Origin of the sequence: Promicromonospora sp. NPDC050262, from assembly GCF_040655935.1 — a bacterium.
GTDB lineage: Bacteria > Actinomycetota > Actinomycetes > Actinomycetales > Cellulomonadaceae > Promicromonospora.
In genome coordinates this window covers 19343-41651 of record NZ_JBFAKX010000012.1, presented here as the reverse complement: position 1 = coordinate 41651, position 22309 = coordinate 19343, and the positions used below count along the sequence as shown (strand labels likewise).

Sequence of the window (22309 nt, the reverse complement as noted above, 5' to 3'; positions counted from 1 at the left end):
CCGCTGCCACCGGCGCAGCGTACGTTCGGTTCAGGCCGAATCTGGTGGTGGGAGTGCCCGGGCGCGGTCATTGTCGTGGGACTGCACGACGAACCCGTGGGAAGGAAGTCCAGTGTCCGAGCTGAACGCGGAGCACGCCCGGCGAGCGATCATCGAGCACACGCGACGCCTGGGGGAGTCCGCTGCCGCGGCCGGGCCCGTCGCCGTCGTGCCGACCACCCCGGAGTGGACGATCGCCGACCTGGTCGAGCACGTGGGCCAGACCCAGCACTGGACCGCGCAGATCATCGAGGACCGCGTCACCGACTTCGCGCAGCTGCCCACCGGGACAGCCGCCGCTCCCGCCGACCCCGGCCAGTGGGTGACGTGGCTGTCGGGATCGGCGGACCGGGTGGCGAACGCGTTCTCGGACGGCGCGCTGGACGTGCCGGTGCTCAACGCCGCGGGCGACGACCGGTCCGGAGCGCGGTTCTGGTTGTCCAACGTCCTCAACGAGACGGTCGTCCACGGCTTCGACGCGGCGAACGCGGCGGGACAGGCGGACGACATCGACGCCGACGTCGCGGCCGAGCTCGTCAGCCATCACCTCGCGATGCTCACCTCGCCCACGTGGGAGACGCAGCGGCCCGGGTCTGCCCACGCGATCCGGGGCACCGGGCAGACCCTGCAGTGGCTGGCCACCGACACCGCCGACGGCGCGGGTGCCTGGTTCGTGGAGCGGCGCCCCGACGGGGCGGCCTGGAGGGCCGGAACCGGGCGGGCCGACGTGACGGTGACCGGCACCGCGGGATCGCTGCTGCTCACCCTGACGCGGCGGATCCCGCTCACCGACGTCGAGACCACCGGCGTCAGGGTCGACGGCGACGCCGACCTCATCCGGCACTGGCTCGAGAACACCGCCCACATCGCCGACTGACGACGAGCAGCCCACGGCGGAACAGTGCTGCGACAGCGATGAGCGCAGCGGCCGGCGCTGCCCGCCGGTGCCCATGGTTGCCCTCGATCGGTGGGCATGCGACAGTTGCCTCGTCCAGGCGAGAAACCGCGGAACATTGCGGTTTCTGCAGGTCGCCGGGCCAGCAAGCAACAACAACAGACCGCGCTGCGCGGGTTCGCGAAGCGAACTCCTCCGTTACAGGAGACGTTCCGCCGCAGTCCGGCTGAGCCTGCTCGACCGAGGCCGCCGACCGGTTGTCAGACCTGGTCGGCGGCCCTCGTCGCCCTGCGGGGATGGCTCGCGGGAAGAGAAGGAGACGGGAATGCCTCAGGTGATCGTCGTCGGCGCGGGAGTCGTCGGGCTCTCGGCCGCGCACGAGCTCGCGCGGGCGGGTCACCAGGTGCGGGTCGTGGCCGACGCGGACACGGCCGACACCGTCTCCGCGGTGTCCGCCGCGCTGTGGTTCCCGTACCGGAGCGAGCAGTCTGCTGCCGCGGACCTGCTGCTCGAACGCTCCCTCGCCCGGTTCGAGGAGCTGCTCGCCGTGCCGGAGGCCGGGGTGGCGCGGCGCCCGGGAACCGTCCTGGAGCGGACGGCGGACCCGGACCGGTCCTGGGCGCGCCTGTTCCCCGACGCGGCCGCGGTGCCGCCGGACCTGCTCCCTCCAGGGGTCCTGTCCGGTGTCCGGGTCGCCGTCCCGTTCATCACGGTCCCGGAGTACCTGCCCTGGCTCGTGCGGCGGCTCGAGAGTCTCGGGGTCGCGTTCGAGCGCCGGACGGTCACCGCCGTCGCGGAGCTGACCGGTTCCGCCGACGCGGTGGTGGTCGCCGCCGGGCTCCGCTCCGGCGAGCTCCTGGGCGACGACAGCTCCGTGGTCCCGGTGCGCGGGCAGGTCGTGCGGCTGGCGAACCCGGGCCTCACCGACTGGATCACCGACGACGACAACCCGGACGGGCTCACGTACGTCTTTCCCCGGAACGCCGACGTCGTGGTCGGCGGGGTCGCCGTCGAGGGCTCGTCCGACGCCACCGTCCACGCCGACGTGGCGGCCGCGATGCTCGCCCGGGCGACGCGGCTGGTCCCCGAGCTCGCGGGGCTGCCGGTCCTCGGGCACGCCGCCGGGCTCCGGCCCGCGCGGCCGACGCTCCGCATCGAGGCGGTGCCGGGCCACGCGGTCCCGGTGGTGGCCGCGTACGGCCACGGCGGGGCCGGCGTGACGCTGTCGTGGGGCACCGCCGAGCGGGTCGCGACCCTCCTCGGAGATCTCCTCCGGGGCTAGGCGCCGGCGTCTTCCCACGCGCGCAGGTAGGCCTTGATCGCCTGACGGTTGCGCTGCAGCGTGTCGATGCGCCGTTCGATGCTGCCCAGCTGGTGCCGGAGTCCGTCCAGGTCCGCGACGACCGGGCAGTCGCCGAGGGCCCGGTGATCCGAGTCCGCCAGGCACGGCAGGACCTCCCGGATCATCTCGGTCGTGAACCCGGCTTCCAGGAGCTCGCGGATCTGCAGCACGCGTTCGACGGCGGGTTCCCCGTACGTCCTGTACCCGTTGCTCGACCTGAACGGGTGCAGGATGCCGACCTGCTCGTAGTAGCGCAGCAGCCGTGGGGTCACCCCTGTCCGGGCAGCCAGTTCTCCGATCTTCACCAGCACCTCGCCTGTTCTGTCATGACCTGGACGATCGTGCCGCCCCCTGCTGCTTGACCCTGACATTAATGAGAATGTTTACGGTTTTCCAGTTCCTGAGCGGTCGGTCGATCCCGGCCGCATGTCACGACGACGATGAGGATGACGACGTCATGAGTCCTATGACGAGATGCAGCAGGTCGGAAGTACCCGGCTGGACGGCTGACCGGATGCCGAGCCAGGAAGGGCGGACGTTCGTGGTCACCGGGGCCACCAGCGGACTGGGTCTGGTCACGGCGCAGGAGCTGGCCGCGCGCGGAGGCCGGGTGCTGCTGGCGGTGCGCGACGTCGCGCGTGGAGAGGCGGTCGCGTCGTCGTTGCGTCACGCGCATCCCGGCGCGCAGGTCGAGGTGCGCCAGGTCGATCTCCTGGACCTGGGCTCGATCCGACGGGCCGCCGACCGGATCGCCGAGGAGGCCGCCGTCGACGTCCTCATCAACAACGCAGGGATCGCGTCGGCCGGGCACGCCGTCACGCCGCAGGGCTCGGAGACGCACCTGATGGCCAACCACTTCGGCCACTTCGCACTGACGGCGCTGCTGGAGCCGGCGTTGCGGCGCGCGTCCGCGCCCAGGGTCGTCACCGTGACCTCGTACATGCACGAGCGGGGCACGCTCGACCTGGACGACCTTGCCTGGGTGCGTCGGCCCTACACGCCGCTCGCCGCCTACTCGGCATCCAAGCTGGCCAACGCCGTCTTCGGAGTAGAGCTTGCTCGACGCGAGCGCACGTCGCCGCGGCCGATCACGAGCGTTCTCGCCCACCCGGGGTACAGCAACACGCCCATGCAGCGGAAGGGAAGCGGGCCGGCGGGTGTGGCCATGCGTCTGTCCGGCAACCTCTTCGGGCAGGGCGCGGAGATGGGGGCGCTCCCGCAGCTCTTCGCCGCGACCGAGACCGGTCTGGAGGCCGGCGCCTACGTCGGCCCGGACGGCAGGGGCGGACGCTCCGGATACCCGCACCGTGCGACGCTCTCGCCCGACGCACAGGACCCTGCCCTCGGGCAGCGGCTCTGGGAGCGCTCCGAGGAGATCACCGGCATCCGGTGGCCGGACGTCTGACCGGCGAACCCCGGCGACCTGAGCCACGGGGCGGTGCGGCCGGCTGGACCGCACCGCCCGTGGGACCGGGCGCTCTCGCCCGGCCCACCTCGGGTGGGAAGGCGGCGGGGATGCGCCGTCGGACCCGTGCGCCGATGCTGGGGGTATCGGTCGTCCGCACCCGACGGAGGGAACCGGGATGTCAGGTGGAACCGGCCTCGACTACGCCGTGCGCACCGCGACGCGGCCGGGGCTCACGCGGGACCTGCCGCACGGTCCCGAGGACCTCCGGTGGGTCGCGAACTCCGCCACGCTGATCCTCGGCGACCACGACGCCGTCCTGGTCGACACGTATCTCTCCGTCGACCAGAACGCCGAGCTGGTCGAGTGGGTCAGGTCCTTCGGCCGTGACCTGACCCATGTCTTCGTCACCCACGGGCACGGTGACCACTTCTTCGGGCTCCGGCAGCTCCTGGACGCCTTCCCGGGCGCCCGGGCGGTCGCCTCCGCGGGGACGGCCAGGGAGGCGCTCGGCCGAGGCCGGGCGGAGGCGCGCGACGGAGCCTGGGGGAGGCTCTTCCCGGGCCAGATCCCGCAGATCGCCTACCCGACTGCTCTCGACGGCGACCACCTCACGCTCGAGGGGCACCGGCTGGAGGTCGTCGAGACGGGCTTCACGGACACCCGGGACACGACCGCGCTGTGGGTGCCCGACCTCCGCCTCGTCGTGGCCGGGGACGTGGCCTACAACGACACGCACCTGCACACCGCCGAGACCACCGCCGCCACGCGCGAGCAGTGGGCCCGGGCCGCGGAACGACTGGCCGGGCTCGATCCGGTGGCGGTCGTCGCGGGCCACAAGAAGCCGGACGCACCGGACCGTCCGGCGGTCCTGGCGCAGACCGCGGAGTACCTGCGCGCCTTCGACGCCGTCGTCGAGGTGTCCCGCACCCCGGAGGACGTGTACGACCGCATGCTCTCGCTCCATCCGCGCCGTGCGAATCCCGGCGCCCTGTGGAGCAGCGCGCGAGCGGCCATGGCGTGAGCCGCTCGCCCGACCCCGGCCGGCCGGGCGTTACCGGGCCAGAGCCGTCCCGAGGAACTCGCGGATCAGGGCGGAGGTCTCGTCGAGGGCGGACTCGAGCAGGAAGTGCCCGCCGTCCAGCAGGGCGATCCGTGCGCCGGGCAGGTCCCTGGCGAAGGCCTGGGCGCCGGCGGGGCCGAAGATCTCGTCGTTCCGTCCCCACACGGCCAGCAGCGGGACCTGGGAGTCGCGGAAGTACTTCTGCACCTCGGGGTACAGGGGCCGGTTCGTGGTGTAGTCGCGGAAGAGCTGGAGCTGGACCAGGTCGTTGCCCGGGCGGGACACCAGCGCGAGGTCGTGCTCCCAGGTGCCGGGATCCACCAGCGTGGGGTCGGGCACGCCGTGCAGGTACTGCCACCGGATCGCCTCCCGGCTGAGCGCGAAGCGCACGCCGGGCTCCGTCCGCTCGTTCTGCTCCTGCCCCCACGCCCACACGTCCGTCCAGAAGCTCTCGACGAACCCCTCCTCGTAGGCGTTGCCGTTCTGGCTGATGATCGCCGTGATCGCGGTCGGGTCGGCCAGTGCGAGACGCCAGCCGATCGGCGCGCCGTAGTCCTGGACGTAGATCGCGTACCGGGTGACACCCAGGTTCGACAGCAGCCCGGCCGTGATCCGCGCTAGCGCGTCGAACGTGTAGTCGAACTCGTCGGCGCCAGGTGCGTCCGACAGTCCGAAGCCGAGGTGGTCGGGCGCCACGACGTGGTAGTCCTCGGCGAGCCGGGGGATCAGGGCGCGGAACATGTGCGAGCTCGTCGGGTACCCGTGCAGCAGGACGACCGTGGGTGCGTCCGCCGGTCCGGCCTCGCGGTAGAAGATCCGGTGACCGTCGACGTCGGTGAACCGGTGGTGGATGGCCGCCATGATGCTAACCCTCTCAGTTGGTGTTGTCTGGTTATGACAGCACCGCGGGTGCTAACCTGTCAACACCGACTAAGGAGGTTAGGGATGGACCTGGTCACCCGGGACGACGAGAACCTGCTGCTGGACCTGCTGAACACGACACCCGTGGTCGACGGCGAGCGGGTCGACGAGCTCGCGGACCGACGGGCCGCGATGAGCTGGGCCACGGCGCGCGACGGGGCTGGGTCCGCCGAGGAGACCGTGGCGCTCCGGCGCGTCCGGGACGTGATCGAGCGCGCCGTCCGCGACGGCTCCGGGCCGCAGGCGCTGGCGGACGACGTCGAGCGGATCGTGCTGCGTCCCCGGGTGCGCGACGGCGCGGTCCGCTGGGAGCTGCAGGCGTCCGCGGAGGAGCGGCTCGCGGCACGCGCGCTGCTCGCCTGGGTGGCGATCGGAGAGCGCGACCCGGGCCGGCTGCGGCCGTGCGCGAATCCCGAGTGCCGCCGTTTCCTGCTCGACCGCAGCAACGCGAACACCGCTCGCTGGTGCTCGATGGCCCTCTGTGGCAACCGGTTCAAGGCTCGGCGCCACTACCAGCGCACGCGCGTCGCCGAGCAGTAGGGTTGGCAGGCCCGGCTGTCCTCCGCAGATCGTGACCGGAAGGTGTTCCCGCGTCCGACTTCTCGGCACTAGGATCGTCGGCGTGCCGCACATGAGGATCCGGGATGCCGCCACCTACCTGGGGGTGAGCGACGACACCGTGCGCCGGTGGGTCGACAAGGGCCTGCTGACCGCGACCAACGACGAGTCGGGCCGCAAGGTCGTGGACGGGTACGAGGTGGCCCTGGTCGCGCGCCAGCAGGCCACCCTGCCCGGCCCGCCCGGCGGGACCGCGAGCTCGGCGCGCAACCGGTTCGTGGGCCTGGTCACCGACATCCGGACGGATGCGGTGATGGCCCAGGTCGAGCTCCAGTGCGGGCCGTTCCGCGTGGTGTCCCTCATGAGCAGCGAGGCGGTACGCGACCTGGGCCTGGAGCTGGGCTCGGTCGCGGTGGCCGTCATCAAGTCCACGACGGTGATCGTGGAGGCAGCCAAGGGAGAGTCATGAGGCGAACGCTCTCGATCACGACCGCCGCACTGCTGCTGGCCGCCGCGGTGGCCGGCTGCGGGTCCGGCGGGTCGGGTGACACCGGCGCGACGGACGGTGCCGCTGCCGCTGCCGAGGAGACGACCCTGACCGTGTACGCGGCGGCGTCGCTGACCGCGACGTTCGAGCAGATCGGCGACGAGTTCGAGCAGGCGCACGCAGGTGTGCAGGTCGAGTTCAGCTTCGCGGGCTCCTCGGACCTGGTGGCGCAGATCCAGGAGGGTGCCCCGGCCGACGTGTTCGCCTCGGCGGACGAGGCCAACATGGAGAAGCTGACCGCGGACGGGCTGGAGGGCGCCGAGCCGGTCGCGTTCGCGTCCAACACCCTGGAGATCGCGGTGCCCCCGGGCAACCCCGCCGGGGTCGCGGACCTCGACGACCTGGCCGGTGACCTCAACCTCGTCGTCTGCGCCCCGGAGGTGCCGTGCGGCGCCGCCACCCAGAAGGTCACCGAGTCGGCGGGCGTGGAGCTCGCCCCGGTGAGCGAGGAGCAGTCGGTGACCGACGTGCTCGCCAAGGTCACCACCGGTGAGGCCGACGCCGGGCTGGTGTACGTGACCGACGTGATCGGCGCGGGCGACGAGGTCGAGGGCATCGAGTTCCCCGAGGCGGCCGCCGCGGTGAACGTCTACCCGATCGCGCCCGTCGCGGACAGTGCGAACGCCGACCTGGCCCAGGAGTTCGTCGACCTCGTCCTGGCCGAGGGCGGGCAGACCGTCCTGCGGGACGCCGGGTTCGCGCCGGCCCCGTGACATGGCGGCCCCGTCCGGCCGGGTCGGCGTCCCGGCCTGGATCTTCGTCCCCGCCGCGGCGGGAGCGGCCTTCGTGCTGCTCCCGCTGGCGGCGATCGTGCTGCGCACGCCGTGGAGCCGGTTCCTCGACCTGCTCGTCTCGCCGGCCTCCGTCGAGGCGTTGCTGCTGAGCCTGCGCACCTCCGGCACCAGCACCCTGCTGTGCGTCCTGTTCGGCGTTCCCATGGCGCTGGTCCTGGCCCGCACGACCTTTCGCGGGCAGGGCGTGCTGCGGTCCCTCGTGCTGCTGCCCCTGGTGCTGCCGCCCGTGGTCGGCGGCATCGCGCTGCTGTACACGTTCGGGCGGCGCGGGCTGCTCGGCGAGACGTTCGAGGTGCTCGGTATCCAGGTCGCGTTCTCCACCACCGCGGTCGTGCTGGCGCAGACGTTCGTCGCCCTACCCTTTCTCGTGGTCAGCCTCGAGGGTGCGCTGCGCACCGCCGGGCAGAGGTACGAGGTCGTGGCCGCCACGCTGGGCGCCCGTCCGACCACCGTGTTCCGGCGCGTCACGCTGCCGCTCGTGCTGCCCGGCCTGGTCTCGGGCGCCGTGCTGGCGTTCGCCCGGTCGCTGGGCGAGTTCGGGGCCACCATCACCTTCGCCGGCAGCCTGCAAGGCGTCACCCGCACCCTCCCGCTGGAGATCTACCTGCGCCGGGAGACCGACGCCCAGGCGGCCGTGGCCCTCTCGCTGGTCCTCGTGGTGGTCGCGATCCTGGTCATCGGGTTCGCCCGGCAGGGCAGGAGCAGCCTGTGACGTTCCACTACGACGCCGCCGTGGCCGACCGGGGCGTCGACCTCACCTTCGACATCGCCCCCGGCCGGACCCTCGCGCTGCTGGGCCCGAACGGCGCCGGGAAGTCCACCGCCCTGGCCGTGGCCGCCGGGCTGCTGCGCCCCGACACCGGCCGGGTCGTGCTGGACGGGCGTCCCCTGACCGTCACCGGTCACGACGAGCGGGACGTCCTGGTCGCCCCGCACGACCGGCAGGTCTCGCTGCTGGCGCAGGAGCCCCTGCTCTTCCCGCACCTGAGCCTGCTGGACAACGTCGCGTTCGGACCGCGCAGCCGCGGCGCGGGCCGGGCCGGGTCCCGGACGGTCGCCCGCCACTGGCTGGGCGAGGTCGGCATCGCCGAGCTGGCCGACCGGCGCCCCGCCCAGGTGTCCGGCGGGCAGGCGCAGCGCGCGGCCGTGGCCCGGGCCCTGGCCGCCGACCCGCGGCTGCTGCTGCTGGACGAGCCGATGGCCGCCCTCGACGTCGCCGTGACCCCGGCCCTGCGCCAGACCCTGCGCCGGGTGCTGGCCGACCGCACCGTCCTGCTGGTCACCCACGACGCCCTGGACGCCCTGCTGCTCGCCGACGAGGTCGCCGTCATCGAGGACGGCAGGATCGTCGACCAGGGGGAGACCGCCCAGGTGCTCGCCCAGCCCCGCAGCCGGTTCACCGCGCAGATCGCCGGGCTGAACATGATCACCGGGACCTGGCGGGACGGCGCCGTGCTGACCCCGGCCGGCCTCCGGATCGAGGGGCAGCCCGACGGTCCCGTGCCCCGTACGGGCGACCCCGCGGTGGCGGTGTTCCCGCCCCGCGCCGTGTCGGTGTTCCTCGACGACCCCGGCGGCAGCCCGCGCAACGCGCTCCGGGTGACGATCACGCACCTGGAGCCGCAGGGCGGCCAGATCCGGGTGCGCACCGAGGAGCTCAGCGCCGACGTCACGCCCCAGGCGGCCGCCGAGCTCGACCTCGCCCCGGGGTCAGCGGCCTACTTCGTGGTCAAGGCGACCGAGATCGCGGTCTACGCCACTTGAGGGCTGCCGGCCCGCGCCGCGGCCCGCGCCTCGGTCAGGCCGCCGTGGGCGCGTCGAACCGGGGCGTGGTGCCGAGCAGCTCGCTCACGTCCCCGCTCACCTCGCGGGGTGCGGCGCCGCGCGTGAACACCACGGCGGGGCCCGGCGCCGCGGCGCCGACGGCGGTCCCGCCGATGCGGGCGGCATCGTCCTGGACCGAGAGCCAGGTGCCCTCCCGCAGGCCGAGCACGGGTACGTCGTTGACCTCCAGGAACTCCGCCAGCCGCTGCTCGCGGGTCTCGCCGCGGTGCGTGCTGCCCGGGTCGGCGTCGAGGAAGTGCGGGTTGAGCTGGAACGGCACGAGGCCCAGGGCCTCGAACGACGCAGGCTGCGTGATCGGCATGTCGTTCGTGGTGCGGATGGTCGGCCCGGCGATGTTGGTGCCCGCGCTCGTGCCCATGTAGGGCAGGCCCGCGCGGACCCGGGCCGCGAGCGGGGCCAGCACGTGGAGGCGCTGCAGGGTGTCGAGCAGGCGGAACGTGTTGCCGCCGCCCACGAACACGGCCTCGGCCCGCTCGATCTCGGCCCGCGGGTCGGCGGCCTCGTGCAGCCCGGTCACGCGCGTGCCGTGCGGCGTCAGCGCCGCCGCGACCTTCGCGGTGTAGGCGTCGTGGTCCGCCAGGGCGTAGGGGACGAACGTGAGGGCGGCGCCGTCGAGAAAGGTCAGCACGGTGTCGAGCGCGTGCTCGAGGTAGCCGGCGGAGTGGTTCGTGGAGTTCGACAGGAGCAGCAGTCGCATGGGTGTCCTACCTCGTGGTGGTGGGGTTCTCTGGCAGTCGTCGGGCTCAGGGGCGCGCGGTGCGCGACCGGCCGCGCCGCCAGTCGCGCTGGGCCGGGGTGGGCGGGCGGTGCAGCAGGCCGGCGAGCTGCTTCGCGGCGTCGAGCAGCGCGGGCACCTGCTCGCGCAGGTCGTCGTCGTACTCGAACACCTTGGGCTCGACCACGGAGATCGATCCGACCGGGTTGGAGCCGATCAGCACGGGCGCCGCGATGGCGCGGGTCGTCGAGTCGTACTCGCCGTCCGACCAGGCCCAGCCGGCGCGGTAGGTCTCGTCGAAGAGGCGGTCCAGGCCGGCCTCGTCCACCTCGGTGAGCTCGGTGTATCGGGCGAACGGCCGCCCGCTGAGCATGTTCCGCCGCGCGAGCGGGTCGAGGAACGCGAAGTAGGCGCGCGACGTCGCGCCCGCGTGGGCCGGGTAGAGGTCGCCGACCAGGGGGTGCGAGCGGACGGGCCCGTGCTCGCCGTCGACGGCGGCGATGCAGCGCACGTGGAACCCGTCCGGGATCGTGAAGGAGGCCGTGCGGCCGGTCGTCGCGGCGAGCTCCGCCAGGACCTGCTCGGCGAGCCGGGCGAGCCCGCCGCCGCGCTCCCAGAGCGCGGCCATGCGCCACATCGCGGGGCCGAGCCGGTAGCGGCGCGTGTAGGGGTCGGCGGCCAGGAAGCCCTGCGCCGCCAGCGCGGCGAGCAGGCGCTGGCTGGTCGACTTGGTGATGCCGAACTCCTCCGCCAGCTCGAAGACGCCCCATTCCGTGCGCGTCTCGCTGTACGAGAGCAGCACCTGGAGAGCGCGGTCGACGGTCTGCAGCGGGGAGCTGCTCTCCGGCGCCGGTGGTGTCGGTCCGGACGTCGCGGGATCGGGTGTCTCTGCTGGTGGCACGGTCGCTCCTCTCGGTCGACCGCATCGTAACCGACGGCCCGAAATATGAATGTAACTCCCAGATAGTGGGACCTGGTTGTCGGTGGGGGCCGTCGTGGCGCACGGTGCTCGGCAACGTCCTCCACCGGGCGGCCACCGCGCCGTCCGCAGCACCACTCCTCGAAGGGGCTCACCCCATGGCAGCTTCACCCGTCAGCGATCCCGCGCAGGCCGTGGCGACTGCGCGGCACCCGCGGGCGTTCGAGCCGCGCACGGCGATCATCACCCTCGCGATGAGCGTCGTCGGCGCGGTCATCGGCATCCACATGATCACGACGCTCGGCGTCTCCCCGAACACCAGCGTCATCGGCGCCGTCGTCGCGATGCTGATCGGCCGCATCGGGTTCGCCGGGCTGCACCGGATGCGCGACGTGAACCGCCAGAACCTGGTGCAGTCGGCGATCTCGGGTGCGACCTTCGCCGCGGCCAACTCGCTGCTGACGCCGATGGCCATCCCGTTCCTGTTCGGGCGGCCCGACCTCGTGTGGCCGATGCTGCTCGGCGCGAGCCTCGGCCTGGCGATCGACGTGTACGTGCTCTACCGCGCGTACGGCTCGCGGTTCCTGCCCGCCGACGCGGCCTGGCCGCCGGGTGTTGCCGCAGCGGAGACGATCCGCGCCGGGGACAGGGGCGGCAAGCAGGCGGCCCTGCTCGTGGGCGGCGGGATCGTCGGGTTCGGCGCGTCGTTCCTCGGCCTGCCGATGTCCGCGGCCGGCATCGCGATGATCGGCAACGTCTGGGCGCTGCTGATGTTCGCCGTCGGCCTGCTGGTGGCGCAGTACGTGCCGGCGCTGACCGGCCTGGACCTCAACGCCTTCTACGTGCCGCACGGAGTGATGATCGGCGCGGGCCTCGTGGCGCTCGCCCAGATCGGCGTCATGCTCTTCGGCCGGCCGTCCCGACGGGCCGTGGAGAAGGAGGCCGCGCTCCAGGAGGCCGCCAAGGACGACCCGTCGCTGGTGCCGACGGTGAGCGAGCGCACGCTGCGCAGCGCGCTCGGGTCCGGGTTCGTGATGTTCCTCCTGGGCGCCGTCGTGCTGGCGATCGCCGGTGGCGTCTGGGTCGAGCTGCCGTGGTGGGGCATCCTCGGGTTCGCGCTCTTCGCGGCCGTGGCCGCCATCGTGCACGAGCTCATCGTGGGCCTGGCCGCCATGCACGCCGGCTGGTTCCCGGCCTTCGCCGTGACGCTGATCTTCCTGATCCTCGGCCTGGTGCTGCAGTTCCCGACGGTCCCGCTCGCCCTCCTGGTGGGTTACTGCGCCTCGACGGGCCCCGCGTTCGCCGACATGGGCTACGACTTCAAGGCGGGCTGGCTGCTGCGCCGCGACCGCCGCCCGTACACGGCGTTCGAGCTGGACGGCCGCCGCGAGCAGCTCAAGGCGTCGATCCTCGGCTTCGTCGTGGCCATCGGCATCGTCGCGCTGGTCTGGCCCAGCCTGTTCGAGAGCGGCCAGGTGCCGCCCACCGCGAAGGTCTACGTGGACACCATCCAGGCCGGGATCACCGACCCCGCCGTGCTGGTCAACCTGCTCGTCTGGGCCGTTCCCGGCGCCGTCGTGCAGCTCGTCGGCGGACCAAGCCGCCAGCTCGGGGTGCTCCTGGCCACCGGCCTGCTGGTGGCCACGCCGAACGCCGGCTGGCTCGTGCTCGTCGCCCTCGTCGCCCGCCTGGTGTGGCGCCGCGTGCGCGGCGAGGAGGGCGAGCGCGAGACCGCGCTGGTCGGGGCGGGCCTGATCGCCGGCGACTCCCTGTACTCGGTCGGAAGGATGATCTGGCGATGACGGCGCGCCCCGCACGGCCGACCCGGCTCGGCGTCGTCACCATCGGGCAGACGCCCCGCGTCGACCTGACACCCGAGCTCGCCCCGCTGCTGCCCGGCGTCACGCTCGTCGAGCGCGGCGTGCTCGACGGATGCTCCCCGGAGCAGGTCGCGTCCTTCGCGCCCGAGCCCGGCGACCACGTGCTGACCACCCGGCTCGCCGGCGGAGGGTCCGCCGTCATCGGCGAGGCCGCCGTGCTGCGGCGGCTGCCCGCCCTGATCGCCGACCTGGAGCGCGAGGTCGACGCGGTGCTCCTGGCCTGCACCGGGCCGTTCCCGGCCCTCGCGCACAGCAAGCCGCTGTTCGTGCCGGACCGCATCATCGCGCACGCCGTCGCGGCGTTCGCGGGCGACGGCGGCACGGTGGGCGTCGTCGCGCCTCTCGCGGAGCAGGCGCAGGACACCGTCCGCAAGTTCTCCCGGGTCCTGGGAGCGGGTACCCGCGTCACCGTGGCGGCGAGCTCGCCGTACACCGAGGGCGAGCCCGCGCTGCGCGCGGCCGCCGTACGGCTGGCCGACGACGGCGCGGAGGTGATCGCCCTGGACTGCTTCGGCTACACCGCCGCGATGCGCGACGTCGTGGCCGAGGCGAGCGGCCTGCCCGTCGTGGTCGCCCGGTCGGTCGCCGCGCGGCTGGCCGCGGAGGTGCTCGGCGCATGAGGCTCGATGTCCCCGTGGTCGACGCGGTCCTCGCCGCGGCGGGCGCGGCGCTCGGCCGGCCCGTGCCGGACTGACCCGGCCCCGCGCACCCACCCCCCACACCCGGACCAACCACCCCACTAGGAGGCACACCCATGTCCTGGAGCCATCTCATCGCCGTCTTCGACCTGCTCGACGACCCTGCCGTGCGCGGCGCCGCCGTGGCCGAGCACCTCGCGAGCCTCGGGGCGGCGCCCGACACCATCGAGGTCGAGGTCGTGGACGGGCCCGGTGGCACCACCGACTTCGTCCGCGTCGTGATCCCGGGGACCGACGGCAAGCGCGCCGGCGGCGGCGCCCCGACGCTCGGCGTGCTCGGCCGCCTCGGCGGCCTGGGCGCGCGTCCTGAGCAGATCGGGTTCGTGAGCGACGGCGACGGCGCCCTGACCGCGCTCACCGTCGCCGCCAAGCTGACCGCGATGCGGACCCGCGGCGAGCACCTGCCCGGCGACGTGATCGTCGCGACGCACGTGGACCCGGACGCGCCCACCCAGCCGCACGACCCGGTGCCGTTCATGAGCTCGGCCGTGGACCAGGAGACGAGCAACCGGCACGAGGTGCTGGACGAGATGGACGCGATCCTGTCCGTCGACACCACCAAGGGCAACCGCGTCTGCAACCACAAGGGCATCGCGATCACGCCCACGATCGTCGACGGCTGGATCGTGCGGGTCTCCGAGACGCTGCTCGACGTCGCGAGCCGCACCACCGGCCGTGCACCGGCCGTCATGCCGATCACGATGCAGGACATCACGCCCTACGGGAACGGCCTGTTCCACGTGAACTCGATCGTGCAGCCCGCCACGGCCACCGCGGTGCCGGTCGTCGGCCTGGCGATCGTCACCGAGACGGCCGTGGCGGGCTCCGCCACGGGCGCCACCGACCTGCACGACGTCGAGACCGCCGTCCGCTTCGCGATCGAGACCGCCAAGGACTTCGGGCGCGGGATCGCGCAGTTCGCCGACGCCGACGAGGTGGCTCGGCTGCAGGAGCTGTACGGGAGCATGGCCGGGCTGCGGACGGTGGGCGCCGCGGCCGTCGTCTGACGCAGGCGCGGCGCGCGACCGGCCTAGGGCGCGGTCGCGCCCCGGGACGCCCGGCCGCGTGCCACGGCCCGCGTGACGGCGGCGACGACCGCGCCGCCGGCGAGGGTGCCCACCAGCACCAGCAGCGCGCCGACGGCCCAGAGCCCGGAGTCGTCGTCCGACGCCGCCTGCACCGTCCACGCGACCGTGAACGGCAGGGCCACGGCGAGCACCGCGACCCACGCGGGGACGGTCAGCGCGCCGACCACCACCAGTGCGACGAGCACGAGCGCGCAGGCGACCACCTGGGGAGCCTCGTAGGGTCCGGTGACGGCCCCCGTCGCGGGGTCGACGTCCCGGACGGTGTCCCGGCCCAGGAAGATCCACCAGGCCGCGACGGTCAGCACGACGAGGGCGAGCATGGTGAGGGCGAGAGAAGGTCTCCGTGTCGTCATCTCTTCACTCTGCCAACAACTGGTCACAGAAGTGCTGTGACATCCCGGCGCGGCGCGCGTCTGAGGTACATGACACACCCGACCGGCACCGTGACGTCGTCCTCCATCACCGACCTGCGGACGGCCCCTGTGGCCGCTCCCCACGAGAGCACCGTGACCCGCACCCTGGTCGCTCTCGACATCGACGGAACGCTCCTGGGGCCCGACGGGATCGTCCCGGCCGTGACGGTCGGGGCCGTCCGGGAGGTGCGGAGGTCGGGCCACCACGTGGTCCTCGCCTCGGGCCGGTCGCTGGTGGGGGTCCTCCCCGTCGCGGGCCAGCTCGGCATCGACCAGGGCTGGGCCGTCGCGTCCAACGGGGCGGTGGTCGCGCGTGTCGACACCACCCTGCCCAGCGGCTACCGGATCGAGACGATGCACTCGTTCGACGTCGGGCCGGTGGTCCGCCTCGCGCGCGCCGCCCTGCCCGCGGTGCAGGTCGGGGTGGAGGAGGTGGGCTGGGGGTACCGGGTCAACCGCGTCTTCGAGCGGGGCCTGGTCAACGGCGAGCAGCGCCGGGTCGCGGACACGGAGCTGTGGAACGTGCCGTCCGCCCGCGTGATCCTGCGCGGGGACGGTGTGCTGACCCTGCTGGAGCCGCTGCGCGAGCTGGGGGTCACGGCGACCCCCGCCGGACCCGACTGGGTCGACGTCACGCCGCGGTCCCTGAGCAAGGCGACGGCGCTGGAACGCATCCGCGAGCGGGTCGGGGTGGATCCGGCCTCGACCCTCGCGGTGGGGGACGGGGTCAACGACCTGGAGATGATCACCTGGGCCGCGCGCGGCGTCGCGATGGGGCACGCGCCGGCCGCCGTCATCGATGCCGCGGACGAGGTCACCGGACCGATCGAGGAGCACGGCGTGGTGGCGGTCCTGAGCACCCTGAGGTGAAATATGGTCCTTCCGGTATGCACCGTTGTGGATGGTTCGTGCGTCTGAGTTGTGCCATCCCGTTGCGGGCCACGTGGGTTCCTCAGGAGGACGTATCCCTATGCGCAAGAGACTCGTCGTTCGTTCCTCAGCGGTCACGGGGGCGCTCGCCCTCGCGCTGTCCGGCGCGCTCGCCGCGAGCCCGGCCGGTGCCGCGGACCCTGGCGGGCTCGCGGGCCCGGCAGGGCTCGCGGCCGCGGGCGGGCAGCAGGAACCACCCCGCGTGCCGACGTCGGTCGGCTACGGCGGCGCGGTCAGCTCGCTGGACCCGGTCGTCTCCGAGGTGGGCCTGAAGGTGCTGCGCCAGGGCGGCAACGCCACCGACGCCGCGGTCGCGATGGCCGCGGCGATCGGCGTGACCGACCCGTACAGCGCGGGGATCGGCGGCGGTGGTTTTTTTGTGCACTACGACGCCGGCACCGGCGAGGTCGAGACCATCGACGGGCGCGAGACGGCGCCGGCCGGCGTCGGGCCCGACGTCTTCGTGGACCCGGCCACGGGGGAGCCGTACCCGTTCTACCCGGACCTGGTCACCGGCGGCGTCAGCGTCGGCGTCCCCGGGACGCCCGCCACCTGGGACCGTGCGCTGGAGCGGTGGGGCACCACGACGCTGACCCAGGCGCTGCGCCCGGCGACGGCGGTCGCGGAGCAGGGCTTCGTCGTGGACAAGCTGTTCCACGACCAGACCGTGGCCAACCAGGAGCGGTTCGAGGCGATCACCTCCACGAGCGACCTGTTCCTGCCGGACGGCTCGGCGCCGGCCGTGGGCTCGGTGTTCCGCAACCCGGACCTCGCCGCGACCTACCGGACGATCGCCGCCGGGGGCGTCGACGCGTTCTACGAGGGGGCGCTTGCGCAGGAGATCGCCGGCGCCGTGCAGGCCCCGCCGGTCGCCGAGGGCACCGACCTCCCGGTGCCCGCCGGCTCGATGACGGCGGAGGACCTCGCGGCCTACGAGGTCGTGGACCGTGACCCGACCGTCTTCTCCTACCGCGGGTACGACGTCTACGGGATGGCGCCGCCGGCGTCGGGCGGGACCACCGTGGGCGAGGCGCTGAACATCCTGGAGCAGTTCGACCTGGCGCCACTGGACGACACCGCCGTACGGCACCACTTCTTCGAGGCGAGCGCGCTGGCGTTCGCCGACCGGGCCGCGTACCTGGGCGACGGCGATTTCGTCGACGTGCCGGTCGCCGGGCTGCTCGACGACACGTTCGCGCGGGAGCGCGCCTGCCTGCTCGACCCCCGGGCCGCGGCGCCCAAGCCGGTCGCCCCGGGTGACGCCCGCTCGTACGACGGCGTGTGCGACGGGACGGCCTCGCCCGGCACCGTGCCCGAGGACACCGAGAGCACGTCGACCACGAACCTGACGGCCGTGGACAAGTGGGGCGACGTGGTCGAGTACACCCTGACGATCGAGCAGATCGGCGGGTCGGGCGTCGTGGTGCCCGGGCGCGGGTTCCTGCTGAACAACGAGCTCACCGACTTCAGCATCGAGTACGACGCCGACGACCCGAACCGGATCGAGGCCGGCAAGCGCCCGCGCTCGTCCATGGCGCCCACGATCGTGCTGCAGGACGGGAGCCCCGTGCTCGCACTGGGGTCGCCGGGCGGGTCGAACATCATCTCGGCGGTCTCCCAGATGCTGGTCAACCGGATCGACCTCGGCATGACCGTCCAGGAGGCGATCGCCGCGCCACGGGCGGCGCCGCAGAACGGCACGCGGACGACGGCCGAGCAGGCGTTCGTCGACGCCTACGGCACCGCCCTGACCGCGTACGGGCACACGCTCGTGCCGACCGCGAACGCCATCGGGGCGGCGACCGCCATCGAGATCGGCCCGGACGGGCTGCTGACCGCCGTGGCGGAGCCGGTGCGGCTCGGCGGCGGCTCGGCCCGCGTGGTGCGGCCCGCCGGGCAGTGACGTGAGCGGGGGGTGCGGGTCACGCCGTGCGGGCCCGCACCCCGCGCTCCTCGCGGAGCAGGACCTCCAGCGCAACGAACGCCAGCACGTCCAGGACCAGGCCGAACGCCGCCGTCCACCGCACGGCCCGGAACACCAGGAGCTGCGTGAACAACAGGCTCACGAGCACTGCGCGGCGCACCCAGACGGCGCCCTGGAGGTGGTTGCGGCGGCCCACCACCACGCCGACGCCCAGCAGCACGACCGACACGCCCACGGCCGCGAGGATCGCGGCGCCCGTCCATGCCGGCACGCCGGGCACCTGCCCGGCCAGGACGCGCACGCCGACGGTCGCCTCCGCCGCGCCGACCAGCAGGAGCAGCACGATGACCAGCCACGCGGCCCACGCCCGGTCCACGAGCGCGTCCAGCCACCGGACCACGCCCCGCACCCCGGCGCGGACCGGGTCGGGCACATCGGCGTCGTCGGCGGGCACGGTCTCGACCAGGTCGGCGACCAGGCGGGCGCCGGGCTCCCCGGCGCCCTTCGCGGCGAGCCCGCGCGCCTCCTCCCGGGCCGCGGGCGTGAACCCGCCGGCCAGGCCGGCGGCGAGCCGGTCGGCGGCCACGGCGAGGTACTCGGCCGGGTGGTGCGCCCGGCGGCCGTGCAGGCCCTCGACGACCAGCACGAGCACCACCGTGACGAAGTAGATGATCGCGGCCGTGGGGGCGTAGAAGTAGTCGTTGTCGGAGGTGACGAACTTGCCGACCTCGTCGATGAACAGCCCGAAGCCCACGCCGCCGAGCAGGGCGCCGAGCGAGCGCGGCACCGGGCCGACGTACGACAGCAGGAGCATCATCGCCAGGGCCATGAGGAGCCCGCCCCACAGCACGTGGGCGAGGTGCAGCCCGCCCCCGCCGATCTGCGGGTAGCCCGTCGCCGCCAGGTACGCCCGGGTGGCGAGCACGGTCACGACGCTCGCCACGAGGAACGTCACCAGGTGCCGCACCGCCGCCGTGTCGCGCGGCGCCCCGAGCCGCAGCAGGTGGCCGCGGCCCGCCAGGCCGCCCGTCCCGGTCGTGCGATCGTTCGTCATGCCGTCTCCCCTCGACCCGGCACGGGTCGCGCCGTCGTCACGGTGCATCCTTCCGTACGGTGCGGGCCGGTGGGCAGAGGCCGGCCGGGCTCAGGCGGTGCCGGGGCTGCCCGCCGGCGGCGCCTGCCAGCGGTAGCGCAGGGAGACCATCCGCAGCGCGAACACCAGCGCGGCGACGGCCGAGCCCGTGCCGAGGTTGAACCAGCCCGCCCACACCAGCGCGCTGGTCAGCGCGGCCCCGAGCAGCGCCGGGATGGCGTACAGGCCCCGGGCGCGGAAGATCTGCGGCACGTCGTTGGCGATGACGTCGCGGATGACGCCGCCGCCCACCGCCGTCACCAGGCCGAGGATCGCGGACGCCACCGGGTTCATCCCCGCGGCGAGCGAGACGAGCGTGCCGGTGACCGCGAAGAGGGCCATGCCGGCGGCGTCGAAGGTGATCAGCAGGTCGTGGAAGCGCCGCACGACGTGTGCGAAGAAGTACACGACCACCGCGGCGACCACGGGCGGGACCAGGTAGACGGGCGAGTCGAAGGCCCGGGGCACGCCGACGTCGAGGATCACGTCGCGCAGGATGCCGCCGCCCAGGCCCACGCAGGTGCCGAGCAGCAGCGACCCGACGATGTCGAACTGCCGCTGGGCGGCGAGCAGCGAGCCTGACACGGCGAAGAAGAAGACGCCCAGGAGGTCCCCGGCGAGCTGCGTCCACTCCACGTCAGGTTCCTTCCGGCGGCGGCGAGGTCACGGGACCGGGACCGACGACTCCCGGGTCACTATGCGGCACGGTAGCTCCTCGATGCCCGAGGCGGCCTGTCCCTCGATCGCCTCGAACAGCCGCCGCGCGGCCACGCGGCCCACCTGCTCCAGGTTCATGTCGACGCTCGTCAGCTGCGGCCGGGTGTTCGTGGTGAGCACGGCCCAGTTGTCGAACCCGATCACGGAGATGTCCCGGGGCACGTCGCGGCCCGACTCGCGCAGCGTGTCGAGGACGCCCCGGGCGATCTGGTCGCTGCCGCAGAAGAAGCCGTCGACGTCCGGGTACTGGTCCAGGATCATGGCCGCCACCCCACGGCCCCAGCCCTCGCTCCACGACCCGAAGAACGTGCGGCCGCCCACGAGCTCCAGCCCGGCCTCCGCCATGGCGCGCTCCGCGCCGCGGCTGCGGTCCTGCGCCGCCGCGTAGGAGGCGTCGCCCGTCACGTGGGCGATCCTCCGGCGTCCGCACGCCATCAGGTGGTCGATCGCCAGTCCGCCGGCCTCCACGTTGTTGGCCGTGATGGAGATGTCCTCCGGGTTCTCGGACGGCGCGTACGCGTAGACCACGGGCACCGGCAGGTCGCCGGCCAGCGGCGGGCGCGGGTCGGTGCGCGAGCCCACGACGATCAGCCCCTCGACGCGGCGGGACAGCAGTGCGCGGATGTGGTGCTGCTCGCGGATCGCGTCCCCCCGCGCGTCGCACAGGAAGACCGACACCTGGCCGGCGCCGAAGGCGTCCTCCGCGCCCATCAGCACGGGGATCGAGAAGCGGCCCTCCAGGTCGGACGTGAGCAGGCCGACCGTCCCCGTGCGGCCCTGGAGCAGCCCGCGCGCCAGCGCGTTGGGCGCGAACGAGAGCTGCTCGGCGGCCTCGAGCACCCGGGTGCGGGTCTCGGCGCGCACCTGGGCGCGACCGTTGATCGCCTTGGACGCGGTGGCGATCGAGACGCCCGCGAGGCGGGCGACGTCGGTCAGCGTGGCGTTGCGCGGCGTTTCGCCCGAGGCCATGGCTTCCTCCTGGAGTGTCGATGTCGAACAGTACCGAAAAGGTGTAACACAAACGTGACGAAGGTTCGTCCTTGACGCGGTGGCACGCCCACCCTACAGTCGCAGAAAGCCTTTTCGGACGGTTTCGGCAACGGGTATCCCATCCTCGTCGAACGGCCGAGTGACGACGAAGTCAAGGAGACGGATGATGGCTACCCACCGCAGGGCGAGCGCGAGGCTCGTGGCCTCGTTCCTCGCGGCCGGCCTGGCGAGCACGGCGCTCGCCGCCTGCAGCGCGTCGGACGGCGACGGAGGCACGCAGGAGGCGCAGGTCTCGGCCGAGGGCGTCGACGACGGCACCGAGCTCACGCTCTGGACCCGCGCCCCGCTGGAGCAGCAGGCGAACCTGCTGGTCGAGGCGTACAACGCGTCGCACGAGAACCAGGTCGAGCTCACGGTCGTGCCGAACGACGACTACGTGGCCAAGGTCGGCGCCGCCGCGGGCAGCGGGGGCCTGCCCGACCTGTTCGCCGCCGACATCGTGTACGTGCCCAACTGGGTGCAGCAGGGCCTGTTCGCCGACGTGACCGACGCGATCGCAGAGCTCGACCACGCCGACCAGATCAACCAGGGGCACCTGGCCGGGGGCACGCTGGACGGCCGGCAGCACGTGCTGCCGTTCGTGCTCGACGTCTCGGTCATGTTCTACAACAAGGACCTCTACGAGCAGGCCGGCCTGGACCCCGAGCAGGGGCCGACGACGCTGGCCGAGTTCTCCGAGCAGGCCAAGGCCGTCGACGAGCTGGGCGGCAACGTCAACGGCACCTACTTCGGCGGCAACTGCGGCGGCTGCCTCGTGTTCACGTGGTTCCCCCAGATCTGGGCCGGGGGAGAGGACGTGATGAACGCCGAGGGCACGGAGTCGCTCCTCGCGGGCGAGACGGCCCAGGAGGTGTACGGCGTCTGGAAGGACCTCGTGGACTCCGACGCCGTGGGCGAGGGCTCCAAGGAGGAGACCGGCGCCACCTGGACCGGGCCGTTCCTGGAGGGCGAGGTGGGTGTGATGCCGTTCCCGGCCACCATGCTCGCCACCGCGGACGAGGCGCTGGGCGAGGTGGGCGTCGCCCCCATCCCGGGGCCCGACGGCGGGGCGTCCACCTTCGTGGGCGGCGACGGCATCGGCATCTCCAAGGACTCGGAGAACGCCGACCAGGCCTGGAACTTCATGTCCTGGCTGATGTCGGAGGAGGCACAGGTCGAGGTGCTCGCCAAGAACGGTGACGTGGTCTCGCGCGCCGACCTGGCGGAGAACGAGTACTCGTCGAAGGACCCGCGGGTCCTGGCCGTCAACGAGGTCGCGGCGCAGGGCCGCACCCCGCTGGCGATCAACTTCCAGCAGGCGTTCAACGCCCCCGGCAGCCCGTGGATGACCATGATCCGCAACGAGGTGTTCGGGCCCGGCGGCACCGTGGAGCCGGACAACGAGGAGATCACCGCCGTGCTGGGGCAGTAGCCGCCCCGCCGACGTCAGCGTGG

General features: G+C 73.3%; 23 protein-coding genes. 15 read left to right on the top strand and 8 right to left on the bottom strand.

Annotation, left to right across the window (positions count from 1 at the left end):
• Nucleotides 1-112: 112 nt before the first annotated feature.
• Both AB0I29_RS18235 and AB0I29_RS18230 read left to right on the top strand, forming a co-directional pair.
• Nucleotides 113-916 (top strand): maleylpyruvate isomerase family mycothiol-dependent enzyme, encoded by an 804-nt coding sequence (locus tag AB0I29_RS18235; protein WP_357484010.1) that lies wholly within the window; start codon nucleotides 113-115, stop codon nucleotides 914-916.
• Nucleotides 917-1259: 343 nt separating this feature from the next.
• Nucleotides 1260-2216, top strand: a complete 957-nt coding sequence (locus AB0I29_RS18230; protein ID WP_357484007.1) for an FAD-dependent oxidoreductase — start codon at nucleotides 1260-1262, stop codon at nucleotides 2214-2216.
• Here the strand turns inward: AB0I29_RS18230 and AB0I29_RS18225 are convergent.
• Nucleotides 2213-2581, bottom strand: coding sequence for a MerR family transcriptional regulator (locus AB0I29_RS18225; protein ID WP_285104920.1), 369 nt, complete (start codon nucleotides 2579-2581; stop codon nucleotides 2213-2215). The genes AB0I29_RS18230 and AB0I29_RS18225 overlap by 4 nt on opposite strands.
• 68 nt (nucleotides 2582-2649) lie before the next feature.
• Here AB0I29_RS18225 and AB0I29_RS18220 point away from each other — a divergent pair, with 68 nt between their 5' ends.
• On the top strand, nucleotides 2650-3681 hold the full coding sequence (locus AB0I29_RS18220; RefSeq protein ID WP_357484004.1) for an oxidoreductase: 1032 nt from the start codon (nucleotides 2650-2652) through the stop codon (nucleotides 3679-3681).
• A 178-nt stretch (nucleotides 3682-3859) separates the two neighbouring features.
• Nucleotides 3860-4705 carry an MBL fold metallo-hydrolase gene (locus AB0I29_RS18215; protein ID WP_285104919.1) on the top strand — a complete coding sequence of 282 codons (846 nt, stop codon included), beginning with the start codon at nucleotides 3860-3862 and terminating at the stop codon, nucleotides 4703-4705.
• Nucleotides 4706-4735: 30 nt separating this feature from the next.
• On the opposite strand, the gene AB0I29_RS18210 is transcribed toward AB0I29_RS18215, so the two are convergent.
• Nucleotides 4736-5605: an alpha/beta hydrolase gene (locus AB0I29_RS18210; protein ID WP_357484000.1), complete on the bottom strand. Its 870-nt coding sequence runs from the start codon at nucleotides 5603-5605 to the stop codon at nucleotides 4736-4738.
• A gap of 84 nt (nucleotides 5606-5689) precedes the next feature.
• On the opposite strand from AB0I29_RS18210, the gene AB0I29_RS18205 reads away from it, so the two are divergent.
• The 5 genes from AB0I29_RS18205 (at nucleotide 5690) to AB0I29_RS18185 (ending at nucleotide 9328) form a co-directional block, all read left to right on the top strand.
• Complete coding sequence (locus AB0I29_RS18205; RefSeq protein WP_357483998.1) at nucleotides 5690-6205, top strand: CGNR zinc finger domain-containing protein; 516 nt, start codon at nucleotides 5690-5692, stop codon at nucleotides 6203-6205.
• An 82-nt stretch (nucleotides 6206-6287) separates the two neighbouring features.
• On the top strand, nucleotides 6288-6692 hold the full coding sequence (locus AB0I29_RS18200; RefSeq protein WP_357483995.1) for a TOBE domain-containing protein: 405 nt from the start codon (nucleotides 6288-6290) through the stop codon (nucleotides 6690-6692).
• Nucleotides 6689-7483, top strand: a complete 795-nt coding sequence (gene modA, locus AB0I29_RS18195) for a molybdate ABC transporter substrate-binding protein (protein WP_357483992.1) — start codon at nucleotides 6689-6691, stop codon at nucleotides 7481-7483. The genes AB0I29_RS18200 and modA overlap by 4 nt, the downstream gene beginning before the upstream one ends.
• 1 nt (nucleotide 7484) lies before the next feature.
• Nucleotides 7485-8276: an ABC transporter permease gene (locus AB0I29_RS18190; protein WP_285104911.1), complete on the top strand. Its 792-nt coding sequence runs from the start codon at nucleotides 7485-7487 to the stop codon at nucleotides 8274-8276.
• Complete coding sequence (locus AB0I29_RS18185) at nucleotides 8273-9328, top strand: ATP-binding cassette domain-containing protein (RefSeq protein ID WP_357483988.1); 1056 nt, start codon at nucleotides 8273-8275, stop codon at nucleotides 9326-9328. Before AB0I29_RS18190 ends, AB0I29_RS18185 begins: the two co-directional genes overlap by 4 nt.
• 34 nt (nucleotides 9329-9362) lie before the next feature.
• Here the strand turns inward: AB0I29_RS18185 and pepE are convergent, their stop codons facing one another.
• Together pepE and AB0I29_RS18175 are read right to left on the bottom strand one after the other, a co-directional pair.
• Nucleotides 9363-10106, bottom strand: coding sequence for a dipeptidase PepE (gene pepE / locus AB0I29_RS18180; RefSeq protein WP_357483985.1), 744 nt, complete (start codon nucleotides 10104-10106; stop codon nucleotides 9363-9365).
• Nucleotides 10107-10152: 46 nt separating this feature from the next.
• The gene (locus AB0I29_RS18175) at nucleotides 10153-11025 is read right to left on the bottom strand and encodes an IclR family transcriptional regulator (RefSeq protein ID WP_285104907.1); all 873 of its coding nucleotides are present in this window, start codon (nucleotides 11023-11025) and stop codon (nucleotides 10153-10155) included.
• A gap of 176 nt (nucleotides 11026-11201) precedes the next feature.
• Here AB0I29_RS18175 and AB0I29_RS18170 point away from each other — a divergent pair, with 176 nt between their 5' ends.
• The 3 genes from AB0I29_RS18170 (at nucleotide 11202) to AB0I29_RS18160 (ending at nucleotide 14628) form a co-directional block, all read left to right on the top strand.
• A complete protein-coding gene (locus AB0I29_RS18170) occupies nucleotides 11202-12845 on the top strand; it encodes an OPT/YSL family transporter (protein ID WP_357483981.1) in 1644 nt (547 codons plus the stop codon).
• The gene (locus AB0I29_RS18165; RefSeq protein WP_285104904.1) at nucleotides 12842-13543 is read left to right on the top strand and encodes an AroM family protein; all 702 of its coding nucleotides are present in this window, start codon (nucleotides 12842-12844) and stop codon (nucleotides 13541-13543) included. The genes AB0I29_RS18170 and AB0I29_RS18165 overlap by 4 nt, the downstream gene beginning before the upstream one ends.
• A gap of 134 nt (nucleotides 13544-13677) precedes the next feature.
• Entirely contained in the window at nucleotides 13678-14628 is a 951-nt protein-coding gene (locus AB0I29_RS18160; protein WP_357483977.1) for a DUF1177 domain-containing protein, read from the top strand.
• A 23-nt stretch (nucleotides 14629-14651) separates the two neighbouring features.
• Here the strand turns inward: AB0I29_RS18160 and AB0I29_RS18155 are convergent, their stop codons facing one another.
• Nucleotides 14652-15062 carry a hypothetical protein gene (locus AB0I29_RS18155; RefSeq protein WP_357483974.1) on the bottom strand — a complete coding sequence of 137 codons (411 nt, stop codon included), beginning with the start codon at nucleotides 15060-15062 and terminating at the stop codon, nucleotides 14652-14654.
• A gap of 69 nt (nucleotides 15063-15131) precedes the next feature.
• On the opposite strand from AB0I29_RS18155, the gene AB0I29_RS18150 reads away from it, so the two are divergent.
• Nucleotides 15132-15992: an HAD family hydrolase gene (locus AB0I29_RS18150; protein ID WP_285104900.1), complete on the top strand. Its 861-nt coding sequence runs from the start codon at nucleotides 15132-15134 to the stop codon at nucleotides 15990-15992.
• 100 nt (nucleotides 15993-16092) lie between these two features.
• Nucleotides 16093-17955, top strand: coding sequence for a gamma-glutamyltransferase (ggt, locus tag AB0I29_RS18145; protein WP_357483971.1), 1863 nt, complete (start codon nucleotides 16093-16095; stop codon nucleotides 17953-17955).
• A 19-nt stretch (nucleotides 17956-17974) separates the two neighbouring features.
• Here the strand turns inward: ggt and AB0I29_RS18140 are convergent, their stop codons facing one another.
• The 3 genes from AB0I29_RS18140 to AB0I29_RS18130 form a co-directional block, all read right to left on the bottom strand.
• Nucleotides 17975-19030 carry a hypothetical protein gene (locus tag AB0I29_RS18140; RefSeq protein WP_357483968.1) on the bottom strand — a complete coding sequence of 352 codons (1056 nt, stop codon included), beginning with the start codon at nucleotides 19028-19030 and terminating at the stop codon, nucleotides 17975-17977.
• A gap of 90 nt (nucleotides 19031-19120) precedes the next feature.
• A complete protein-coding gene (locus AB0I29_RS18135; RefSeq protein ID WP_285104894.1) occupies nucleotides 19121-19744 on the bottom strand; it encodes a trimeric intracellular cation channel family protein in 624 nt (207 codons plus the stop codon).
• Nucleotides 19745-19771: 27 nt separating this feature from the next.
• Nucleotides 19772-20794: a LacI family DNA-binding transcriptional regulator gene (locus AB0I29_RS18130; RefSeq protein WP_285104893.1), complete on the bottom strand. Its 1023-nt coding sequence runs from the start codon at nucleotides 20792-20794 to the stop codon at nucleotides 19772-19774.
• Between the two features lie 187 nt (nucleotides 20795-20981).
• Here AB0I29_RS18130 and AB0I29_RS18125 point away from each other — a divergent pair, with 187 nt between their 5' ends.
• On the top strand, nucleotides 20982-22286 hold the full coding sequence (locus AB0I29_RS18125; RefSeq protein ID WP_285104891.1) for a sugar ABC transporter substrate-binding protein: 1305 nt from the start codon (nucleotides 20982-20984) through the stop codon (nucleotides 22284-22286).
• Nucleotides 22287-22309: the final 23 nt, after the last annotated feature.